Genomic DNA, 18,210 nt, shown 5'->3' on the forward strand with positions numbered 1-18,210 from the left:
CCGGGCGGCGAGGCGCGGCCCGGTGGGCGGCGCGGCCACCCGGCCCGCATCGCCCACCGACGGGACCAAGGAGTCCAACCGTGCAGTCCTGCGTCTTCTGCGCCATCGCCGCCGGCCAGGCCGCGGCCGACATCGTCCGGCGGTGGCCGGACGCGGTCGCGATCCGGCCCCGAAGCGGCGGCGTCCACCCCGGCCACCTGCTCGTGATCCCGCGTCAGCACGTGGCCGACGCCGGGACCGACCCGGACGTCACCGCCGCCGTGATGCACCGGGCCGCCGAGCTGATGGCCGAGCACCCGGCCGCGAACCTCATCACCAGCAAGGGCAGCGCGGCCACCCAGACCGTCTCCCACCTGCACGTCCACGTGGTGCCCAGGGAGGCCGGCGACGACCTGCCGCTGCCCTGGACCCCCCAGCACGCCGCCCGCGCCGCCGCGCAGAACGGAGCCAGCAAGTGACCAGCATCAACGTCGTCATGGCCCGCGAGCCGATCCCCGCCGGACCCTCGGTGTTCCTGGCCGGCCCAACCCCGGACAAGGCCGCCCCCGTGCCGTCCTGGCGCCCGGCCGCCGTCGCCGCCCTGGCCGAGCAGTGGACCGGCGAGCAGCCGCTCACTGTGCTGAGCCCCGAATCCCGCAACGGCACCCGGGCCGACCGCTACAAGGACCAGGTCGACTGGGAGACCGCCGCCCGCGCGGCGGCCGACGCGATCCTGTTCTGGATCCCCCGCGACATGATCACGTTGCCCGGCATGACGACGAACGTCGAGTTCGGCCTGGACGTCACCAGCGGCCGCGCGGTGCTCGGCGCACCCCCGGACTGCCCCAACCCCGAGCGCAACCGCTACCTGATCTACATCGCCCGCCGCCACGGCACCCCGGTCCGCGACACCCTCCCCGAGGCCGCGGCCGCCGCCCTCGCCCTGGTCCACGCAGGGCTCCAGAGCAGGACCCTGTCCCCGCAGGAGCAGCTGGCGCTGGCCGTGGAGTTCCGCGTGCCGATCCCCCAGGGCCCGGTCGGCGGGTACGGCGAGGTCGTCGTGCGCCGCGACGAGACCGGCGACGGCTGGGCGGTGACAGACGGCGCCCTGGTCGGCCTGGCGGCCTGGACCGAGACCGACGGCTGGCAACCCGTCAGGGACATCGGCCGCGCCGCCGCCTACCGGCACACCCGGGAGGAGGCCTTGGACCTGGCCCACCGGGTCGCCGAGATCGAGGCCGCCAACCATCAGACGCTGCTCGACGTGATCGCCGACCCGCTCGGCCACGCCATCCGCACCCGGCAGAACGAGTCCGGACGCTGCTGACGCCCACCATCACGCCCCACCTGCTGAGCCCGTCCCCGGGACGGCGGGCGGGGCGCCATCTGCCTGCCCACGAAGAGAGGGAACCCGTGCTCGCCACGTTCGCAGCCGTCTTCATCACCCTTTACGCCGGCCACCAGGTCGGCGACCACTGGGTTAACGCGGCACCCGCCGTGTCCAGCCACTCCCGCGTCCCGGTGGAGGTGGCCCGATGAAGCACCTCAACATCGAGCGCCTCGCGCTGCTGGGCGCGCTGATCGGCCTCTTCGGCGAGCTGCACCCTGCGCTCGATCAGTGGGCCCAGAACTCGAATGACGCCTCCTGTAAGGGCCTGTACGGGGACCACCTGGTCTACCGCGACGGCACGCCCGTCGGGCAGGAGACCGAGGACCGCACCGGCGAGCCAACCATGACCGCCACCGAACTCGGCCGCCTCAGCGTCGCCCGGCACGTCGCTTCTCTGGGGGCGGCGCGGGTTGAGCGGCCGGGCAAGCTGATGACCGCCCAGCTCAGCGACGTGCCGCACTGGGTAGTGAGTGCGCGACAGGTGTCGCGCACCGTTCCCGCCATCGCCTGTGTCGCGCAGATGGGGGCGGCTCGATGATGAGCATCGACCAGGCCGCGACCCTCGCGACGTTCGGTGCGGTCTGGGGGGTGCTCGCTGTCGGTCACAACCTCGCGGACCACGTCTTCGGCCAGAGCGACCACCAGGCCGCGAACAAAGGAGCCCCGAGCGCGGAGGACGTGGCTGCCGGGGCGAGCCCGCGGCGGGGCTGGGCCGCCTGCCTGGCCCACGTCGGCCAGTACCACCTGGTCATGGCCGCGCTCCTCGCGCTGGTGTGGCTGTTCATCCCGCTGCCACTGACTGTGACCGGGCTGGCCGCTGGGTTCGTGTGGTCGGCGGCCACCCACGCCGTGCTGGACCGGCGATGGCCGGTGCGCTGGCTGCTTCAGCGCACCGGCTCGCCGGCGTTCGCCGATCTCCGGTCAGCCGGGCTCAATGGGCTGTATTTGGCTGATCAGGCTCTTCATGCCGGGGCATTGCTGATCTCCGCGCTCCTGATCACCCGGCTGTGAGGTCCCCGGGCGAATCCGCTGAGGTGTCAGCCCTCCGCGCTCTCTGGCGTGAACGCGTAGGTGCGGACCGGGTCGAGGTGCAGTTCGTAGGGCCCGAAGCAGTCCGCGGCAAGTGTGGCGACCCGGGCTCCGCAGGGACAGGCCCGGTTGGGACCCTCGGTTCCGTTCGGCCCACAGCATCCGGTGCTGTTCTCCCAGTCCGGGAGGGGCTGCAACGCCGGCGCGTCATCGGGGTGGATCACGATCGTGTTGCGGACCCCGGCCGACGCAACGAAGCCCTCCTCGGTGGCCATGAGAGTCCCGCGAGGCTGCGACGGCACGGGGTTCTCCTGGTCCTCCTGCACGACGAAGGGGGCTCCCCAGGGCTCTGTTTCCACCGCGTAGCAGCCCTGCGGAACGGTCGGCGGGGCCTGCCGTGCTCCCTTTGGCCGCGCGTCTTCGAGCCCCGGAACGGCGGGAACGGCGGGCAAGGCCGTCAGATCCGGGGTGAGCGTCGTGCCGCACTTGGAGCAGTAGAAGACCGTCATGGGTCCGTTGTAGCCGCAGGCCCTCTCGTTCTGCACCTCACTTATGTCCAGCTCTCACCGGCATGGGGCGAGGCGGCGACGACTCGGTCAGCGGTTCAACTGAGCCATCAACTCCCGGTTCGCGGCGCGCGCGGCGGCGAGGTCCTCGTCGCGTTCGGCGACTTCGAACCGGAGGTCGAGGATCTGCTGCTCCAGCTCGCCGATCCGGCGGGTGAGCGTTTCGACGTCGGCGGGGGCACCCAGGCCGGACGCTTCCCACAGAGCTGCCAACCGCCAGCTGATCAGTCGGCTCAACACGAGCCACTGACCTCGGATGCGGGGGCGGTGGGACAGTGCTCACTTCCCACCGCCCCCGCAGCGACGAGTTGGAACGCCTGCACGCCATCCATGGGGGTGCCATCGAGGTGCAGCCCGAATGCCGCCGCGAGAACGGTGGGGAGATCTGCCTCGGGGACAGCGACGCGCAGCTCCGCGAGGACGTTGGGAAAATCGGCGTCGTCGATGGAGCCCAGATACTCCCGACGCAAGCCGTGGATGACCTCCACCAGCTCGGGCCTCAGCCGCATCCAGGCGCGGGACGTCCGGATCTCATCCGCGACCTGGTCCATGAACCAGCGCATGACCTCGTACGGGATGTCCATGTGCCGTCCCTGGGGATCGAAGCACACCGTCGGCTCGCGCGCCGGGTCTTCGTCGGGGATGACTGCGGTCACCACGGCCCGTTGCTCCCGGACGAGGTCCAGTTCCAGGTACCAGGCGTCGTCGGGTACGGAGTACATCGCGGTGATCGCGTAGTCACGACTGGGATGGGTGACCATCGTCCTCAGACCTTCGGGTCGATCGGTGGTGCGGTGTGGACCTCGGCTTCCGGGGCCAGCCGCAGGCCTGCCATGGCGAGGAACGCGGCGAGTTCGATCCAGCCGCCGTTGGTTCCGTCGTCCCAGTTGGTCCAGAGGCGCGACTCCTCGCCGTCCCAGGTGTCGACGTCCTCGTGCAGGTGGGCCTCGACAGTTCCCAGATGCTGGTCGTGGGCGATGAGGAGGTCGTCCACGAGGCCGAGCAGGCGGATGCTTCCGCTGGGGAACTGGAGCGTGAGGCCGGCCGCGAAGTCGACACGGCCGTCGTTGTAGTCGATCTGCCGAACCGATCGGATCGTCTGTCCGACGAACCGGGTCACCGGAACATCCGGCGAATCGTCGATCACGGAGACGCTGCCGTACTCCTCCATCGAGTACGGTCCGTGCGGCTGGTCGGCTCGCAGAGACACGCCTGTTGAAGGCGTGTGGAACAGGACCGGGCCCAGCCCCTCCAGGTGAAGCCACAGGTGCAGCAGCGACGGATCGTCGTCCGCGTAGTGATGCCAAGCCGTGGTCACCTTCAGCAGTCGCCTCCCGATCAGGTCGGCGGCAATCAGCTCCTCATCGTTGATCACCCGCCGATGCTCGCACGGCCCCACCGCCAGGACACCCGAATTTCAGACGGGCCACCCTCGCCTGGTTCGGCCCCCAGACACGGCCAACGATCACGGACGAGTGAAGCCAGCCGGTATCCCTTGCGCCACACCTGCTGCACTGCCTACCTTGCTTGGTCATAGCCACTGAGCTGCGAGGACCCAACTAGGGGTCCGCCTCAGGATCGGCGACCACCCGAGAACTGCCCGAATGCCTCGCCCGGAATGCGACGCGCCCGGCGCAGCAGCGGGTGCCGGAGGACACGGTCCGCTGGCAGCACCGCATGGCCCGCTCCGCCCGCGAGCTGCTCCCCCGCGAAGGCTGGGACGAGATCCGCCACCTGCGCACGGCCTGACCGGACCACCACGCTGCCCACCACCACGCCCCGCCCACCGGCCAGCCAGGCCCGGGCGGCGGGGCGCCGTGGTGAGCGGCGCGGCCGCCCGGCCGACCCCTACTCCACCGGAGAGCCCGTTGCCGTACGTACCCGACATCCCGGACGTGTTCCCGCCGACCGTCACGATCTGCGGAAGCACCCGCTTCTGGGAGGCCATGGCCGAAGCCGCGTTCCACGAGACTGCCGCCGGCCGGATGGTCCTCGCCCCGGCCGTCAACATGCGCGACCACCACCCGCTCTGGGCCGACCCGGCGGCCGCCGCCACCCTCAAGGCCGGACTCGACGCCCTGCACCTGGCGAAGATCAACTGTGCCGACGAGGTCCTGGTCGTCACCGACTCGAACCTTTACCTCGGCGAGTCCACCCGACGCGAGGTGCTGTTCGCCGAGGCCCTCGAGGTGCCCGTCCGGTATTGGATCGCAGGCCTCGGCCGGGCCGGGACCACCACGCTCGGCGCCACCGCCGCCCGCGAGCGAGCCGACCGGGGGTGGAAGGCCGCCTTCGACCAGTTGACCGCCGCCAGTCCGGCCGGGCCCGACCGCGACGACCTCATCGCCCTGGCCGCCGTCGATCTCGCCGTCGCCGAACACGGCTTCCATGCCACCGCCGACGACGCCATGACTGCGGCCCGCACCCACCTCGGCACCAACCTGCAGCCGAGTGACCGGCTCGCGGCCGCGCTGGCCACCCGCACCTCCGGAACCTCCACCACCGACTTCCTCACCACCGCACGCCGCCCCACGCCCTGACCGCCCGCCGCCAACCGAGGAGGAAACCCCGATGACCGAAACCCTGCGCACCCGTGCGATCCGCGCCGCCCTCGACACCGCCGACAACATCGCCATCGCCGCCGCCGCGGCCGGCGCCGGCCTCACCACCTACCGCACCCTCACCGGCCGCCCGGCCGAGGTCCGGTTCACCCTCGCCGCGGCCGGCGCCGGCCTCGCCGCCTGCCTCGCCGACCAGGCCACCACCCAGTTCCGCCGCCCGCTGCGCAACCGCCTCGGCGTCCCCGCCTACGGCTACACCCCCGCCGCCGCTGCGCCCGTCCCGGCGCCGTCGAGGGAGCAGCTCGCCGAGGAGGTCGCCGCCGACGCCGCACACCGCGCGGCCACCAGTGCCCACAGTCTCGACCGCAGCGGCGGCAGCCTGACCGAGGCCGCCAACTGGGTCGGGTCGGCCGACGGCACCGCGACGTGCGAGCTGCCCGGCGGCGCGCACCTGCTGTGCGTCCCCTCCCCCGCCGACCAGTACGGCCACAACACCCGCACCTACCTGCTCGTGCGCGACGGCGAGCAGCAGATCCGGGTGAGCAGCATCAGCGAGCTGGTCGCGCTCCTGGACGGCCCCGCCACCGACGCGGCGCAGCCCGCCGACGACGAGGACCAGGCCGACGACCCGTGGGCCGCCCTCGGCGAGGAACTCGCCATCGCCGAGCTCTGCCCCGCCGAACCGCGCGACGGCGAGGACCAGGCCGACGAGGACGACGAGGACGACGACCGCGACCAGGAGGCCGAGGCCCACGCGGCCGGCCTCCTGTAGCTCGACAGCACCTCGGCAGCGGGCCGGCCTTCACTGAGGACCGGCCCGCTGCCCCCTCCCCTACACCGCAGCTCAGATCAGGGAGACCACAGCCATGTCCCGCACCGCCACCTGCCGCCCCACCCCGGCCGCCAACCACAAGCCGATCCTGATCGCCCTCCCGATCGTCTCCTCGGACCCGTACGCCGGGCCCGCCGGCCGCCGCCACTACACCTGCACGCCCTGCGAGACCTCCTGGGCCGGTGGAGAACAGGACTGCTTCAACTGCGGAAGGCCGGCCACCGGCGAGCACCCCAACATCACCGCTGCCCTCCAGCTCCTCCTGCACCGCCCCGCCGCTCGCTGACCTGACGGAGGACCACGTGCGCCGCGTCATCGCCCCCAGCCCCGACAGCCCGAGCAGCCAAGCCGTCGGCGTGGACTTCGACGAGACCCTCATGCTGGTCGACCGGGGATGGATGGACGGCCAGGTGTACGGCGAGCCGATCCCCGGCGCCATCGAAGCGCTGCGCCTGCTCGCCCAGCACCGCGCCGTCTTCGTCTACACATATGCGGTCTCGGACATGTCCGCGCTACGTTCCAGCGGTGCGATCCAGATCAAGAGATCCGGGCGTGCTGGGCTGGCGGGTGTTCTTCACCCGGCGTGAGCTCGGCCTGCCTCAGTCGAGTACGGACGTGATGGTCGACGTCGGCGCCTTGGACGACTGGTTGGACGCGTACCGGATCGAGGACGGCTCGCCGTACCTGATCGACCCGCTCGGCCGGTACGACGTCGACCTGAACGACTACTTCGTCAGGGTGCTGGCCACCGAGCCGACCACGACCCAGGCGGCGGTCGCCTACGACCTGAAGCGGTTCCTGAAGTTCCTGTGGGACAACCGGGGCCGGCGGAGCTGGAAGGCCGCGACCGCGGACGACCGGGCGGCCTTCAAGCACTGGCGGCTGCACGATGCCGCCGGTCCGCGGGTGGAGATGACGACCTGGGACCGCGAGGTCGCCACGGTCCACCAGTTCTACCTGTGGGCTGTCGCGGCGGGCCATGCGGCCCGGAACCCGTTCCGCCAGCGGGCCTCCCGCAGCCGCGATCCGCGGCGGGCACCGGGCGGGCCGACGCCGGCGGAGGCATCGCACGAGGGCCGGCCGAACGACGTCGAGTGGCTGCCGCCCGCGACCTACCGGCTCTGGCGGGACACGGGGGTGCGCGGCTTCACCGTGCGGGGCCTGGCGGACCGGTCGTTCCGCGGCCGGTTCGCCTCGCGGAACGCCGCCTACACCGATGCGATGATCCGCACCGGCCTGCGGCTCTCGGAGCAGACCAGCCTGAGCCTGTTCGAGCTGCCCGAGCCGGTGCCGGGGGTGCTCAACGCCCGCACGTGGTTGCCGGAGGCGATCGCCAAGGGCGGCTCGGCCCGCAGGGTCTACTTCCCGGCGTCGGCGTTGAAGGACGTCTGGGACTACGTGGAGACGGATCGGGCGGAGGCCGTTGAGGAGGCCCACAAGAAGGGCCTCTACGAGCGGATCCGTAGGCCGCTGATCGTCCCGGACGCGCGCAGGCCGGTGGTGGTGGTCGACGGCGAGCGCGTGGCGATCGGGAAGCTGGACGAGCGGGAGCGGCGCCGGGTCCTGATCGACACCGCGCGGGGCCTGGAGCCGGCGGCGCTGTGGCTGAACCGCTACGGCCTGCCGAGCCGGCCCTCGGGCTGGCAGGAGGTGTTCAAGACTGCCAACGCGCGCTGTGCGCGGCTGGGGCTGCGGGTGTCGTGCCACGCCCACGTCCTGCGGCACAGCTTCGCGGTGATCACCCTCGAACAGCTGTGGCGCGGGCACATTCAGGAGCTGTCGGCGATGACGCCGAGGCAGCGCGAGACCTACCAGATGATCTTCGGTGATCCGCTGAACTGGGTGCGGATGCGCCTGGGGCACCGGTCGATCGAGACGACGCAGATCTACTTGCACACCTTGCAGGAGCTGGAGATGGAGACCCGGATGGCGCTGGTCCCCGACGGCTGGGAGCCGACCGGTGTCCACCCCGAGGACCTGGCGGTGGCCGATGCCGCCTGAAACGGACACGGACACGGGGACGGGCACGGCCGCAGGGCGCCGGGCCGGGCGGGGGCGCATCTCACCGCAGCCGGACGGCTTCTACGCGCCGCCAGCGGCGGCGGACGCGGGCGGGCTGGTGGTGGAGTTCTTCGGCGAGGACGGGCGGCGGGCGGTGTACTCGTTCGAGCACCTGCCGTGTCCGGGCCTGCACGCGGCTCTGGCGGCGGCGTGGGCCCGGCGGGTCGGCACAGCGGGGGGCTTGCGGACCCGCGGGGCCGCCGACGGGTCCTGGTCGGGCGTCGTGCGGCTGGTGAGGTGGCTGGGGGAGCTGAGCCGCCCGCCGCGGACCCTGGGTGCGCTGACGCTTGCCCACCTGCGCCGCTACGACCAGCACCGGCGGATGACGACCCAGGGGCCGGCGGTCGTGCAGGAGATGCACCAGGTGCGGGCGCTGCTGAAGGAGGTCGAGCCGCAGGAGGTGCTGCGGCCGCAGGTGCGCGAGTACCTGGAACAGCCCGCACGGCTCTACGACCGCTGGCACGTGGAGCAGGAGCGTGCGCAGGTCCCGGGCTACTCGGACCGCGAGTTCGCCGCAATCATGGCGGCCGCGCGCGGCGACGTGGTGGCCATCCGCCGTCGGCACCGGGCCGCACGCGACCTCGTCGAGCGTTTCCGCGCGGCACCCCAGGACCTGGACGAGCCGACCCGCTCCCGGGCCGCCGCCCTCGCACGGACGCTGGAGACCGGTGAGGTCCCCCTCGTGCACACCACGCTGGCCGGCGGCGGCCAGGTCGCGGACATGGCCGCCTGGCGCGAGGCGGCCGGCGAGCTGTTCCTGACCACACAGGACATCGTTCCCCTGCTGGTCCTCGGCGTCGGCCTGTCGGGCCGCAACACGGAGACACTCAAGGAGCTGTCCTGCGAGCACCGGCTCCTGGAGGACCGGGCGGTGGCGGTGAACCTCCTCAAGCGCCGGCGGGGAAAGAGCCGCTCGCGGGAGACGATCCACTGGGAGACCGGCACCGACAGCTCCCGCCTGCGTACCCCGGGAGGCTGGTTCCTGCTGCTGCACGAGCTGACCGCCGCCGGACGGGTCTTCAGCGGCTCGCGGAGGGTGTGGTCGATCTGGGCCGCCCACCACCCCGCCGGTCCCAGCGAGGCACTGGCCGCCCGCCGTGCGGCCCACGGCCACATCGACCCGTTCGAGAACCGCCTGGGCCGGCAGCTGGACCTGTTCAGGTGGGCCGCCCGGCACGGGCTGACCGCGGACGAACCCGACGACGCCGACGACGCGCGCGGGGTGCGGCCGCTGAAGCTGACCCTGGGCCGGCTGAAGAAGACGGTCGAGGTCCGCACCGCCCGGACGGTGGGCGGACACCTGCCGTCGGCATCACGCACCAACACCCCCAACGTCTCGTTCCTGCACTACCTGCGCAGCGATCCACGGATCCGGGACTGGGCGGAGCAGGTCCTCACCGAGGCGCTGGAGGACGCCGAGGGCTCGGCCCGCGCGTTCCGCGGCCGGATCCTGAACGGGCCCGCCGCCGAGGAGGCCGCCCGCGACCCGCAGGCCGCGGCCGCAGCCCTGGGCACCACGGCCGGCACGCTCGCCGCCGCGCGGGCCGGCGACCTGGACACCCTGGTGGCCGCCTGCCTGGACTTCGAGCACAGCCCCTACAGCGGCAACGGCCTGTGCGACGTGTCGTTCCTGACCTGTCTGCGCTGCCCGAACGCGCTGGTCGCCGAGCACCACCTGCCCGCGCTGTTCGCGTTGCTCCACCAGTTGCAGGCCGACCTGGACACGCGCGACGTCGACGACTGGATCGGGCGCCACGGCGCCACCTGGCTGATCGTCACCCGCCTGATCCTGCCGAAGTTCACAGCGGCCCAGCGCGAGCAGGCCCGCGCGCTCGCGCCGAAGTCCCTGCCGACCGACCTTCTCGACGGATTCAAGGAGCCCTCGTGACCGACCTGGAGGCCCCCGCTACGGCCCTGACCCGCGAACGCTTCCCCGCGCACGCGCCGGTCCTGGCCGGACATCCGCTGGTACCGGGTGTCCGTCTGGCCGACACCTCCCGGTTCGGCGACGACACCTGGCAGCTCAAACACGCCCAGACGCAGCGGCACCAGAACGCGATCGTCATTAACTTCGCACTGGTCCCGGAGCCGTTCCGCCCAACGGCCAAGGAACTCGCCTTCCTGCTGCTGCGCGGAGACCTGCCGCCGGGCCTCAAGCCGGTCCGGAGCATCGCCTCGGTCCGCAAGTACCTGACCGGGCTGAACGCCGTCTTCACCTGGCTCCAGGGCCGCGGGGTCACCACGGCGGCGGCGGTGACCCCCGGCGACATCGAGGCGTTCACCGCTCACGTCGCCGGCCTGCGGGTCGCCCACGACACCAGGGAAGCCCGCCACCGCGCGCTGCGGCTGCTGTGGCTGTTCCGCTCCACGATCGGCGACCCGCTGACGTTCGACCCTGCCTCCGTGGGCCGGGTGCCGGGCGCCCCGTCACGCACGGGTGGGCGCGGCGGGCGGGAGAACGCCACCAGCCGCATCCCCGAGCAGGTCCACGCGCCGATGCTGGTGTGGGCACTGCGCTGGGTCGACGACTTCTCCGAGGACGTCCTCGCGGCCTACGAGGAGTGGCAGCAGCTGGACCGGTGGACAAAGAAGAGCCGCAAGCGGCGCGGGCAGGAGCCACTCGCGCGGGCCCAGGTGATCCCGTCAGTCATCGGCGTCCTGGACCGCTACCGCGCCGAGGGCCGGCCGCTGCCCGGGTGGAAGGGCGGCGCCAACCTCAGCCACCTCGCACGCGAGGCCAGGGTCCAGCGCGGAACCCTGGGCGCAGGGCGCCCCTCGGGGAAGCTGATCCGCCAGGCCGCCGCCGAACTCGGCGTCGCGGACGACACCTACCTGCGGACCCCGATGGCCGGCCTCCTGGAGGGGGTGCCCTGGCGGGGCCCGGTCCCCTACGAGGGCATCGGCGTGCTGACCCGGCTGCTGCAGACCGCCTGCTACATCACCATCTCGTTCCTGTCCGGCCTGCGCGACAGCGAGGTCAAGCACCTGAAGCGCGGCTGCGTTCAGGTTTGGCGTGACGAGACCGGGCGGATCGTGCGCCGCAGGCTGCACGGCCGGGCCTTCAAAGGCGAGGCCGACCACAACGGCGCCGAGGCCACCTGGGTGATCAGCGCGCCCGCCCATCGGGCCGTCGACGTCCTGGAGCGCCTCCAGCCCGCGCGGCAGAAGTACCTGTTCGCGCTGCTGCCGTCCTCGCCCGGTTACGTGCTGCAGCGTGGCCGCAACGAGGCCCGCACGACGAGCACGACCAACCACGACCTGTCCGAATTCCGCGACTGGATCAACACCTACTGCCGAGGCACCGGCCGCGACGACGGGATCCCGCCGGTCAACGGCCGGGAGTGGCGGGTCACCACCAGCCAGTTCCGCCGCACCCTGGCCTGGTTCATCGCCCGCCGCCCCGGCGGCGTCATCGCCGGCGCCCTGCAGTACCGGCACCTGCGTGTGCAGATGTTCGAGGGCTACGCCGGTACCTCCGACTCCGGGTTCCGCGACGAGGTCGAGTCCGAGGAGGCGATCGCCCGCGGCGAGAAACTCGGCGACCTGATCACCAGCGACGAGTTCCACCGCCTCACCGGACCAGCCGCGGCCGAGGCGGAAAGCCGTCTCGCCGAGTTCGAGCGGCATGTCCAGTTCCAGGGCAAGGTCATCAACGACGCCAAGCGGCTCCAACGCCACATGACCCGCCACGACCCCCACATCTACCCGGGCCGGTACGTCACCTGCGTCCACAATCCCGACCGGGCCCTGTGCCGCCGGGACGACGGCCAGGCCGGCCCATCACTGCCGGACTGCCAGCCCCTACGGTGTCGCAACGTCGCCCTGTCCGCCGAGAACACCGCCCACCTGCGAGCGGCCCTGGAAGCCCACGACCGGGAACTCGCCCGCGCGGACCAACTGGCGCCATTCGTCCGGCACCGCCTCCAGACCCGCCGACAGGAGCTCGCCGACTTCCTCACCGAAACCGCCGTCACCGGCCCGGACACCAAGACGGAGACACCGTGAGCCACCACCCGCCCACCGACGAGCAGGTCCGCACTGCGATGGAATCCGAACTCGCCGAGAGCGAGGCAGCCGGCCGGCGCGCCACCGTCACCAACGCCGAGAAGCGCCTCGGCGTCACCCACGCGACCTTCTACCGCAACTACCCGGAACTGATCACCTGGTTCAAGTCCCAGCTTGCCGACCGGCACCGCTCGGCCACGACCCCGAAGAACAGCGTCCGGGCCGACGACGAGACCACCCGCCTTCGGCGGGAGAACACCGACCTGCGCAAGCTGGTTCGCATCTATGCCGAGGCGATCCGCCAGCTGACCGGAGACAAGGCTGCCCTGGAGGACGAGCTGCAAGCGCTGGGCGGGGTGACCAACCTCGCCGACCGCCGCCGCCACCAAGTGGACAACGGACACAACTGAGAGATCTGCATAGGTTCACCGCCCAGGGGCGGCGGGACGGCGATCACTTCCCACCGCCCCCGCGGCGACGAGCTCGAATGCCTGCATGCCACCCATCGGGGTCCCATCGGGATGCAGTCCGAATGCGGCCGCAAGGACGGCGGGGAGATCGGCGTCGGGGACAGCGACGCGCAGCTCCGCGAGGACGCCGGGAAAGTCGGCGTCGTCGATGGCGCCCAGGTACTCCTGGCGCAAGCGGTGGATGACCTCCACCAGCTCGGGCCTCAGCTGCATCCATGCGCGGGAAGTCCGGATCTCATCCGCGACCTGGTCCATGAACCAGCGCATGACCTCGTACGGGATGTCCAGATGTCGCCCTTGGGGATCGAAGCACACCGTCGGCTCGCGGGCTGGGTCCTCGTCGGGGATGACCGCGGTCACCACGGCCCGTTGCTCCCGGACGAGGTTCAGTTCCAGGTACCAGGCGTCGTCAGCCACGGAGTACATCGCGGTGATTACGTAGTCGCGGCTGGGGTGCGTGACCATCGTCCTCAGGCCTTCGGGTCGATCGGCGGTGCGGTGTGGACCTCGGCTTCCGGGGCCAGCCTCAGGCCGGCCGTGGCGAGGAAGTCTGTGAGTCCGATCCGGCCGCCGTTGGTTCCGTCGTCCCAGCTGGTCCAGAGCCTCGACTCCTCGCCCTCCCAGGTGTCGACGTCCTCGCTCGGATGCTGCTCGACAGTCCCTTCGCCGTGCCGGTACCGCAGGTACAGGTACTGACCCCTGGTCGTCCAGGCGTCCCACTGCGACGGGCAACCCCCGGAGGTCTGCACCACCCGCGCGAGGGTCACATCCTCGTGAAGGTGGGCCTCGACGGCGCCCAGATGCTGGTCGTGGGCGATGAGGAGATCGTCCACGAGACCGATCAGGCGGACGCTGCCGCTGGGGAACTGGAGCGTGAGGCCAGCCGTGAAGCCGACATGGCCGTCGTTGTAGTCGATCTGCCGAACCGATCGGATCGTCTGTCCGACGAACTGGGTCACCGGAACATCCGGCGAATCGTCGATCACGGAGACGTTTCCGTGCTCCTCCATCGAGTACGGTCCGTGTGGCTGGTCGGCTTGCGGAGACACGCCTGTTGAAGGCGTGTGGAACAGGACCGGGCCCAGTCCCTCCAGGTGAAGCCACAGGTGCAGCAGCGACGGATCGTCGTCAGCGTAGTGATGCCAAGCCGTGGTCACCTTCAGCAGTCGCCTCCCGATCAGGTCGGCGGCAAACAGCTCCTCGTCGTCGATCACCCGCCGATGCTCGCACGGCCTCACCAACAAGACACCCGAATTCTCGGGCCACAGACCAGGGCTACTGCAGGCTCCGAGGAGTAGGTGGACGAGTGGACAACGGACAGATTTGAAAGACCCCCATAACTACACCGCCCGCCACCGTCGATTCCACGACGCCGTCGCCGGGTGGGTCACCTTTCTCTGGGGTTGATGACGCGTGGCGGGTAGAGCAGTGCAGGTCAGCAGCGGTGAAGGTGACCCTAGCGAATGCAACAGCTGTGGTGCCATCGCCTGGGAGGGTGAGCGTTGGCCGCGTTGCGCACGAGTCGCCCCGGGCTGATTCCCCGCCAGGTGGTGTCTGTGGCCCGCGCTACCGTGCGGCGATGAGCGAGTCGTGCGGCCGATGGCTGCCAGTCGAGGAGTGGACGAGTCCCGGCTCAGGCTGGGAGGTGTCCGACGCCCGGCACAACAACAGCCACGGGATGGTCATGGCGAGGCCGATGGTATCTACGTCTTCGTCTACCGTGCCTGCCCCAACTGGCCCACGATCCCCGTTATGACTGATCGTCACGCTCGACCCGTCCGTTGGCCAGCGACCTGACCAGTTCCTCCTCCGGAAGGTCCAGTTCGGCACGCCGAGCGGCGATCCGTTCCAGCATCACCGAATCCGTCATGGATCCAGAGCGTAGGAACCCCACCGCGCTCTGCGACGCCGAAACCGGGAAACGTCAAACGGTCGAGACCGCAGACAGCCGCCCACGACCAGCACGAGCACGAGGACCTACCATCCCAGCCGTGCCGTCACCCTGACCAGCAGCTTCACGATGGTAGATCCTCAGTGCTACGAGCGACCGGTTCTACTCGGTCCGCAGCGCGGTGGCGGTCCGGGAGCGCGCCGCCCAGCCGGCCGGCAGCAGTGCCCCGAGGAGGGCGATCGCGATGCCGCCGGCCAGCAGCGGGAGCAGTATCCCGGGGGTGTAGACGTGGGTCACGCTCGGCGGCATGTTCCTGCCGAGCGCGCTCCCCATCTGACTCAGCGTCGCCTTCTCCACCGCCATCCCGATCGGGACCCCGATCAGCCCGGCGATCAGGCCGGTGAGGCTCACCGAGGTCAGCACCATCGCGATGGTCTGCTTGGGCGTCATCCCGAGGGCCTTGAAGATCCCCAGGTCGTGGATCCGTTCCCGGGTGTCCTGCACCACGGTGTTCAGCACGCCGAGCGCGGCGACCGCGATCATCATCAGGGTGAGGGTGGCCACCAGGGCGGCCATGGTGAGCACCGTGGGGTTCGGGTACGTGATGTTCGGGGCGGTTTCGGCGTGCAGCGGGGCCAACGCGGGGGCGGCCGAGGCGGACCAGTCCGAGCCGCTGGTGTTGTCGGCCAGCTTGACGTTGAACTGGGTGATGTACGGTGTCAGACCGCCGGCGGTGAACGTGGCGTTGTCGGTCATCACGAACCCGTCGCTGCCTCCGTCGAAGTCGATGCCGACGATCCGCAGCGGCAGTCGCTTGTCGTCCTGCGTCACGGTGACGGTGTCGCCGAGGTGCATCCCGAGCGCCGAGGACAGGTGGTCGTTGATCACGGCTTCGCCGGGGCTCTGGTACCAGCGTCCTTCGAGCAGTTCCAGGTTGGTCCAGGACAGGTCGCCGGTGGTGGTGTCCACGATCGTGTGGTCGCCCGTCGGCGCGCCGATCACGGTCGCGCCGCTGTTGCCCCAGCCGAACGCGGCCTTCGTGCCCGGGATCGAGGCGAGCGCGGCGGCCACCTCGGTGGAGTCCAGGTGGGGGCTGCCAGGGCCGCCGCCGGGGGCGTGGAAGCCGCTGGGCGTGCCGGCGGGCACCACGAGCATCGACGCGGCGTGGAAGCCGGTGGTATCCGTGTCCTGGTACTTGGTGAACGCGGTCTCCAGCCCGATGGCGAAGGTGACGCTGACCGCGCCGAACAGCACCGCGGCGCCGACCAGCGCGGCCCGGGCCGGTTTGGCGAACGGTTGGGCCAGTCCGAACGACATCGGTCGGGGCAGCGGCAGCCTGCTTGCCAGGCGCTGCGCGGCTCGGCCGCGCTGGGCCTTCGGGGCGCGGCCGACGACCAGGGTCTGCACCGCCGGCATTCGGCCGGCCCGGAGCGCCGGGATGAGCGCGGTGACACCGACGATGACCAAGGTGCCGATCGGCACGACGAGGCTGACCCACACCGGCAGGCCGGTGTCTGCGGCACCGAGTTCCTTGCTGGCCTTGCCCAGGACCGGAACAGCCAGCACGTTGCCGGCCAGCGTGCCGCCCACCACGCCGATCGTCGCCGGGATCAGGGCTTGTGCGGCGTAGGCGCGGGCCACCTGCCAGGGGGTGAAGCCGAGCGACTTCAGGATCCCGATGCGCCGGATTCCCGAGACCACCGCGCCGCTGACCACGATCGCGATGATCAGCACCGACAGGAACAGGCCGAGGATGCCGAAGACGACCAGGAACGGCACGTAGGACTTCGTGGCGCCGACGATCTGCTTCTCTACGGCCAGGTAGGACTGTCCGCTCTCGACCGAGCCGGCCGGCGCGGCGGCGGCGATCGCCTGCTTGTCCGTGGTGAGGTCGGCGTCGGTCCCGGACTTGGCGAACCGGTAGAGCATCTGCTGGTCGGTCTTGGCGCCGGCGGCGGTCAGCCGCGCGAAGCCGTCGGTGGTGAGGAAGCCGGTCGCGGTGTTGGTCAGCGAGTTCGCCTGGCCGACGACCTTGAACGAGGGCTTGCCCGGCAGCGAGTCGAACATCACGGAACCGCCTGCGCAGAGACGGTCCCACGTGGACAGGACGATCTCGTTCGCGGTGGTCGGCCACCTGCCCTGGACCAGGGCCAGATGGTCCAGACCGGAGGTGTCGGCCAGGTCGGGTCGGGTGGCGACGACGACCGGCGAGCTGGCGCGACCGGCCACTGGCATGCCCGCAACGATGTTCCCGGTGCAGTCCGCGCCGTAAGCCGTGTTCAGGGCGGCGGTGACCGGGTACGGCCCGGACGCCTCGGTGACGCCGGCGGCGTGCGCGGTGGCGGCGGCCTGCGCGGCGGTGGCCTTCGAGCTGTCGAACTGGACCGACAGGTGGGCGCCGTTGCGGGCCTTGAAGGCGTGGTCGAACGGGGCCTGCACGATAGCCAGCAGACCGAGCGAGAGCACCGAGGAGGTGACGGCCGCGAACGTCGTCAGCGCCATAACGAGGGACTGCACGCGACGCCGGCCGACGCCGGAGCGCACGACCTTGCCCAGGGCGCTCACCGGCTCGCTCCCGCCGAGCTGTTGGAGGTGGCGCCGCTGACCGTGTTGACCACGTCCCGGGCCACGGCACCGTCCACCAGCTCGATCGTGCGTCGCGCGGTGTTTGCGGCCAGCTGGATGTCGTGGGTCACCAGCAGGATGGTCTGACCCTCGTCGTTCAGATCCAGCAGCAGCCGGCGCACGTCCTCAGCCGAGCGCGAGTCCAGCGCGCCGGTCGGCTCGTCGGCCAGCAGCAACGCCGGCCGGTTCATCAGGGCCCTGGCCACCGCCACCCGCTGCCGCTGACCGCCGGACAGCCTCTGCGGGTAGGCCTTGGCGTGCCGGTCGATACCCAGCGAGGTGAGCAACTCGATCGCCCGCCGCTTCACCTCGAGCCTGCCCATCCCGGCCAACTGCGCCGGAACCATCACGTTGTCCAGCACCGTCAGGTCGTCCAGCAGGTTGAAGAACTGGAAGATCATGCCGATGGAAGCCCGCCGGTACTTCGCCGAACCGGCCTCGCCGAGTTGATCGACCCGAGTTCCGTTGACGGTCACGGTGCCGCTGGAGGGCTTGTCCAGCCCCGCGACCAGGTTCAGCAGCGTCGACTTGCCACTGCCGGAATGGCCGAGGATCGCCACACACTCACCAGCCGCCACGGACAGGCTCACCCCGGCCAGCGCGGGCGGGCCGTCATCGTATTTCTTCGTCGCGTCCTGGAGATCGATCATCGGTTCGTTCGTCATGGCCATCAACCTAGGAACGGACCGTGGTCCATCGCGTCGGCCGGCGGATGTCACCTCTCTCCCAGGCCGTCGGCCCGGGGGCGTACCCGCGTACATCCCCGCGTACATCCCCGGGGCGACGCGCAGAGCCGACACC

At 71.1% G+C, this 18,210-nt stretch carries 21 protein-coding genes; 13 read left to right on the plus strand and 8 right to left on the minus strand.

The genetic code is table 11. The annotated features are described in order from the left end of the window. The first annotated feature begins 80 nt into the window (after positions 1-80). From P3T27_RS32965 to P3T27_RS32985, 5 genes are all read left to right on the plus strand, one after another. Entirely contained in the window at positions 81-458 is a 378-nt protein-coding gene (locus P3T27_RS32965) for an HIT family protein (protein ID WP_280684936.1), read from the plus strand. Next, complete coding sequence (locus P3T27_RS32970) at positions 455-1,306, plus strand: nucleoside 2-deoxyribosyltransferase domain-containing protein (protein ID WP_280684937.1); 852 nt, start codon at positions 455-457, stop codon at positions 1,304-1,306. The genes P3T27_RS32965 and P3T27_RS32970 overlap by 4 nt, the downstream gene beginning before the upstream one ends. Positions 1,307-1,392: 86 nt before the next feature. Continuing rightward, positions 1,393-1,518 (plus strand): hypothetical protein, encoded by a 126-nt coding sequence (locus tag P3T27_RS32975; RefSeq protein WP_280684938.1) that lies wholly within the window; start codon positions 1,393-1,395, stop codon positions 1,516-1,518. Next, positions 1,515-1,907 (plus strand): hypothetical protein, encoded by a 393-nt coding sequence (locus P3T27_RS32980; RefSeq protein ID WP_280684939.1) that lies wholly within the window; start codon positions 1,515-1,517, stop codon positions 1,905-1,907. The genes P3T27_RS32975 and P3T27_RS32980 overlap by 4 nt, the downstream gene beginning before the upstream one ends. Beyond that, positions 1,904-2,380, plus strand: a complete 477-nt coding sequence (locus P3T27_RS32985) for a hypothetical protein (protein WP_280684940.1) — start codon at positions 1,904-1,906, stop codon at positions 2,378-2,380. Before P3T27_RS32980 ends, P3T27_RS32985 begins: the two co-directional genes overlap by 4 nt. A gap of 26 nt (positions 2,381-2,406) precedes the next feature. Here P3T27_RS32985 and P3T27_RS32990 read toward each other — a convergent pair whose 3' ends face one another. The 4 genes from P3T27_RS32990 to P3T27_RS33005 all read right to left on the minus strand — a co-directional run bounded on the left by P3T27_RS32990 (position 2,407) and on the right by P3T27_RS33005 (position 4,339). Continuing rightward, complete coding sequence (locus P3T27_RS32990) at positions 2,407-2,907, minus strand: hypothetical protein (protein ID WP_280684941.1); 501 nt, start codon at positions 2,905-2,907, stop codon at positions 2,407-2,409. A gap of 87 nt (positions 2,908-2,994) precedes the next feature. Further along, positions 2,995-3,204, minus strand: coding sequence for a hypothetical protein (locus tag P3T27_RS32995; RefSeq protein WP_280684942.1), 210 nt, complete (start codon positions 3,202-3,204; stop codon positions 2,995-2,997). Then, entirely contained in the window at positions 3,198-3,725 is a 528-nt protein-coding gene (locus P3T27_RS33000) for a hypothetical protein (protein ID WP_280684943.1), read from the minus strand. Before P3T27_RS33000 ends, P3T27_RS32995 begins: the two co-directional genes overlap by 7 nt. A gap of 5 nt (positions 3,726-3,730) precedes the next feature. Continuing rightward, positions 3,731-4,339 carry a hypothetical protein gene (locus P3T27_RS33005; protein WP_280684944.1) on the minus strand — a complete coding sequence of 203 codons (609 nt, stop codon included), beginning with the start codon at positions 4,337-4,339 and terminating at the stop codon, positions 3,731-3,733. Between the two features lie 493 nt (positions 4,340-4,832). Here P3T27_RS33005 and P3T27_RS33010 point away from each other — a divergent pair, with 493 nt between their 5' ends. The 8 genes from P3T27_RS33010 (at position 4,833) to P3T27_RS33045 (ending at position 12,833) form a co-directional block, all read left to right on the plus strand. Then, the gene (locus P3T27_RS33010; protein ID WP_280684945.1) at positions 4,833-5,504 is read left to right on the plus strand and encodes a hypothetical protein; all 672 of its coding nucleotides are present in this window, start codon (positions 4,833-4,835) and stop codon (positions 5,502-5,504) included. A 31-nt stretch (positions 5,505-5,535) separates the two neighbouring features. Next, positions 5,536-6,297, plus strand: coding sequence for a hypothetical protein (locus tag P3T27_RS33015; RefSeq protein ID WP_280684946.1), 762 nt, complete (start codon positions 5,536-5,538; stop codon positions 6,295-6,297). A 94-nt stretch (positions 6,298-6,391) separates the two neighbouring features. Beyond that, positions 6,392-6,643, plus strand: a complete 252-nt coding sequence (locus P3T27_RS33020; RefSeq protein ID WP_280684947.1) for a hypothetical protein — start codon at positions 6,392-6,394, stop codon at positions 6,641-6,643. Positions 6,644-6,659: 16 nt separating this feature from the next. Next, positions 6,660-6,944 carry a hypothetical protein gene (locus P3T27_RS33025; protein ID WP_280684948.1) on the plus strand — a complete coding sequence of 95 codons (285 nt, stop codon included), beginning with the start codon at positions 6,660-6,662 and terminating at the stop codon, positions 6,942-6,944. Further along, on the plus strand, positions 6,910-8,358 hold the full coding sequence (locus P3T27_RS33030; RefSeq protein ID WP_280684949.1) for a site-specific integrase: 1,449 nt from the start codon (positions 6,910-6,912) through the stop codon (positions 8,356-8,358). The genes P3T27_RS33025 and P3T27_RS33030 overlap by 35 nt, the downstream gene beginning before the upstream one ends. After that, positions 8,348-10,306, plus strand: a complete 1,959-nt coding sequence (locus P3T27_RS33035; protein WP_280684950.1) for a hypothetical protein — start codon at positions 8,348-8,350, stop codon at positions 10,304-10,306. Before P3T27_RS33030 ends, P3T27_RS33035 begins: the two co-directional genes overlap by 11 nt. Beyond that, positions 10,303-12,423, plus strand: coding sequence for a hypothetical protein (locus P3T27_RS33040; RefSeq protein ID WP_280684951.1), 2,121 nt, complete (start codon positions 10,303-10,305; stop codon positions 12,421-12,423). The genes P3T27_RS33035 and P3T27_RS33040 overlap by 4 nt, the downstream gene beginning before the upstream one ends. Then, positions 12,420-12,833 (plus strand): hypothetical protein, encoded by a 414-nt coding sequence (locus tag P3T27_RS33045; RefSeq protein ID WP_280684952.1) that lies wholly within the window; start codon positions 12,420-12,422, stop codon positions 12,831-12,833. Before P3T27_RS33040 ends, P3T27_RS33045 begins: the two co-directional genes overlap by 4 nt. A 15-nt stretch (positions 12,834-12,848) precedes the next feature. Here P3T27_RS33045 and P3T27_RS33050 read toward each other — a convergent pair whose 3' ends face one another. The 4 genes from P3T27_RS33050 to P3T27_RS33065 form a co-directional block, all read right to left on the minus strand. Beyond that, positions 12,849-13,358: a hypothetical protein gene (locus P3T27_RS33050; RefSeq protein WP_280684953.1), complete on the minus strand. Its 510-nt coding sequence runs from the start codon at positions 13,356-13,358 to the stop codon at positions 12,849-12,851. Between the two features lie 5 nt (positions 13,359-13,363). Continuing rightward, positions 13,364-14,107, minus strand: a complete 744-nt coding sequence (locus tag P3T27_RS33055; protein ID WP_280684954.1) for a hypothetical protein — start codon at positions 14,105-14,107, stop codon at positions 13,364-13,366. An 839-nt stretch (positions 14,108-14,946) separates the two neighbouring features. Further along, on the minus strand, positions 14,947-17,349 hold the full coding sequence (locus P3T27_RS33060) for an ABC transporter permease (protein ID WP_280684955.1): 2,403 nt from the start codon (positions 17,347-17,349) through the stop codon (positions 14,947-14,949). Next, on the minus strand, positions 17,346-18,074 hold the full coding sequence (locus P3T27_RS33065) for an ABC transporter ATP-binding protein (RefSeq protein ID WP_280684956.1): 729 nt from the start codon (positions 18,072-18,074) through the stop codon (positions 17,346-17,348). Before P3T27_RS33065 ends, P3T27_RS33060 begins: the two co-directional genes overlap by 4 nt. Between the last annotated feature and the right edge of the window lie 136 nt (positions 18,075-18,210).

The sequence above is a fragment of the Kitasatospora sp. MAA19 genome (assembly GCF_029894125.1).
In the GTDB taxonomy this organism is placed as follows: domain Bacteria; phylum Actinomycetota; class Actinomycetes; order Streptomycetales; family Streptomycetaceae; genus Kitasatospora.

Excerpts from the sequence above, each read along its gene's own strand:
- P3T27_RS32980 (WP_280684939.1), top strand. The coding sequence starts at position 1,515 with ATGAAGCACCTCAACATCGAGCGCCTCGCGCTGCTGGGCGCGCTGATC.
- P3T27_RS33065 (WP_280684956.1), bottom strand. The coding sequence starts at position 18,074 with ATGACGAACGAACCGATGATCGATCTCCAGGACGCGACGAAGAAATAC.
- P3T27_RS33020 (WP_280684947.1), top strand. The coding sequence starts at position 6,392 with ATGTCCCGCACCGCCACCTGCCGCCCCACCCCGGCCGCCAACCACAAG.
- P3T27_RS33015 (WP_280684946.1), top strand. The coding sequence starts at position 5,536 with ATGACCGAAACCCTGCGCACCCGTGCGATCCGCGCCGCCCTCGACACC.
- P3T27_RS33050 (WP_280684953.1), bottom strand. The coding sequence starts at position 13,358 with ATGGTCACGCACCCCAGCCGCGACTACGTAATCACCGCGATGTACTCC.
- P3T27_RS32985 (WP_280684940.1), top strand. The coding sequence starts at position 1,904 with ATGATGAGCATCGACCAGGCCGCGACCCTCGCGACGTTCGGTGCGGTC.
- P3T27_RS33035 (WP_280684950.1), top strand. The coding sequence starts at position 8,348 with ATGCCGCCTGAAACGGACACGGACACGGGGACGGGCACGGCCGCAGGG.
- P3T27_RS32990 (WP_280684941.1), bottom strand. The coding sequence starts at position 2,907 with ATGACGGTCTTCTACTGCTCCAAGTGCGGCACGACGCTCACCCCGGAT.
- P3T27_RS33000 (WP_280684943.1), bottom strand. The coding sequence starts at position 3,725 with ATGGTCACCCATCCCAGTCGTGACTACGCGATCACCGCGATGTACTCC.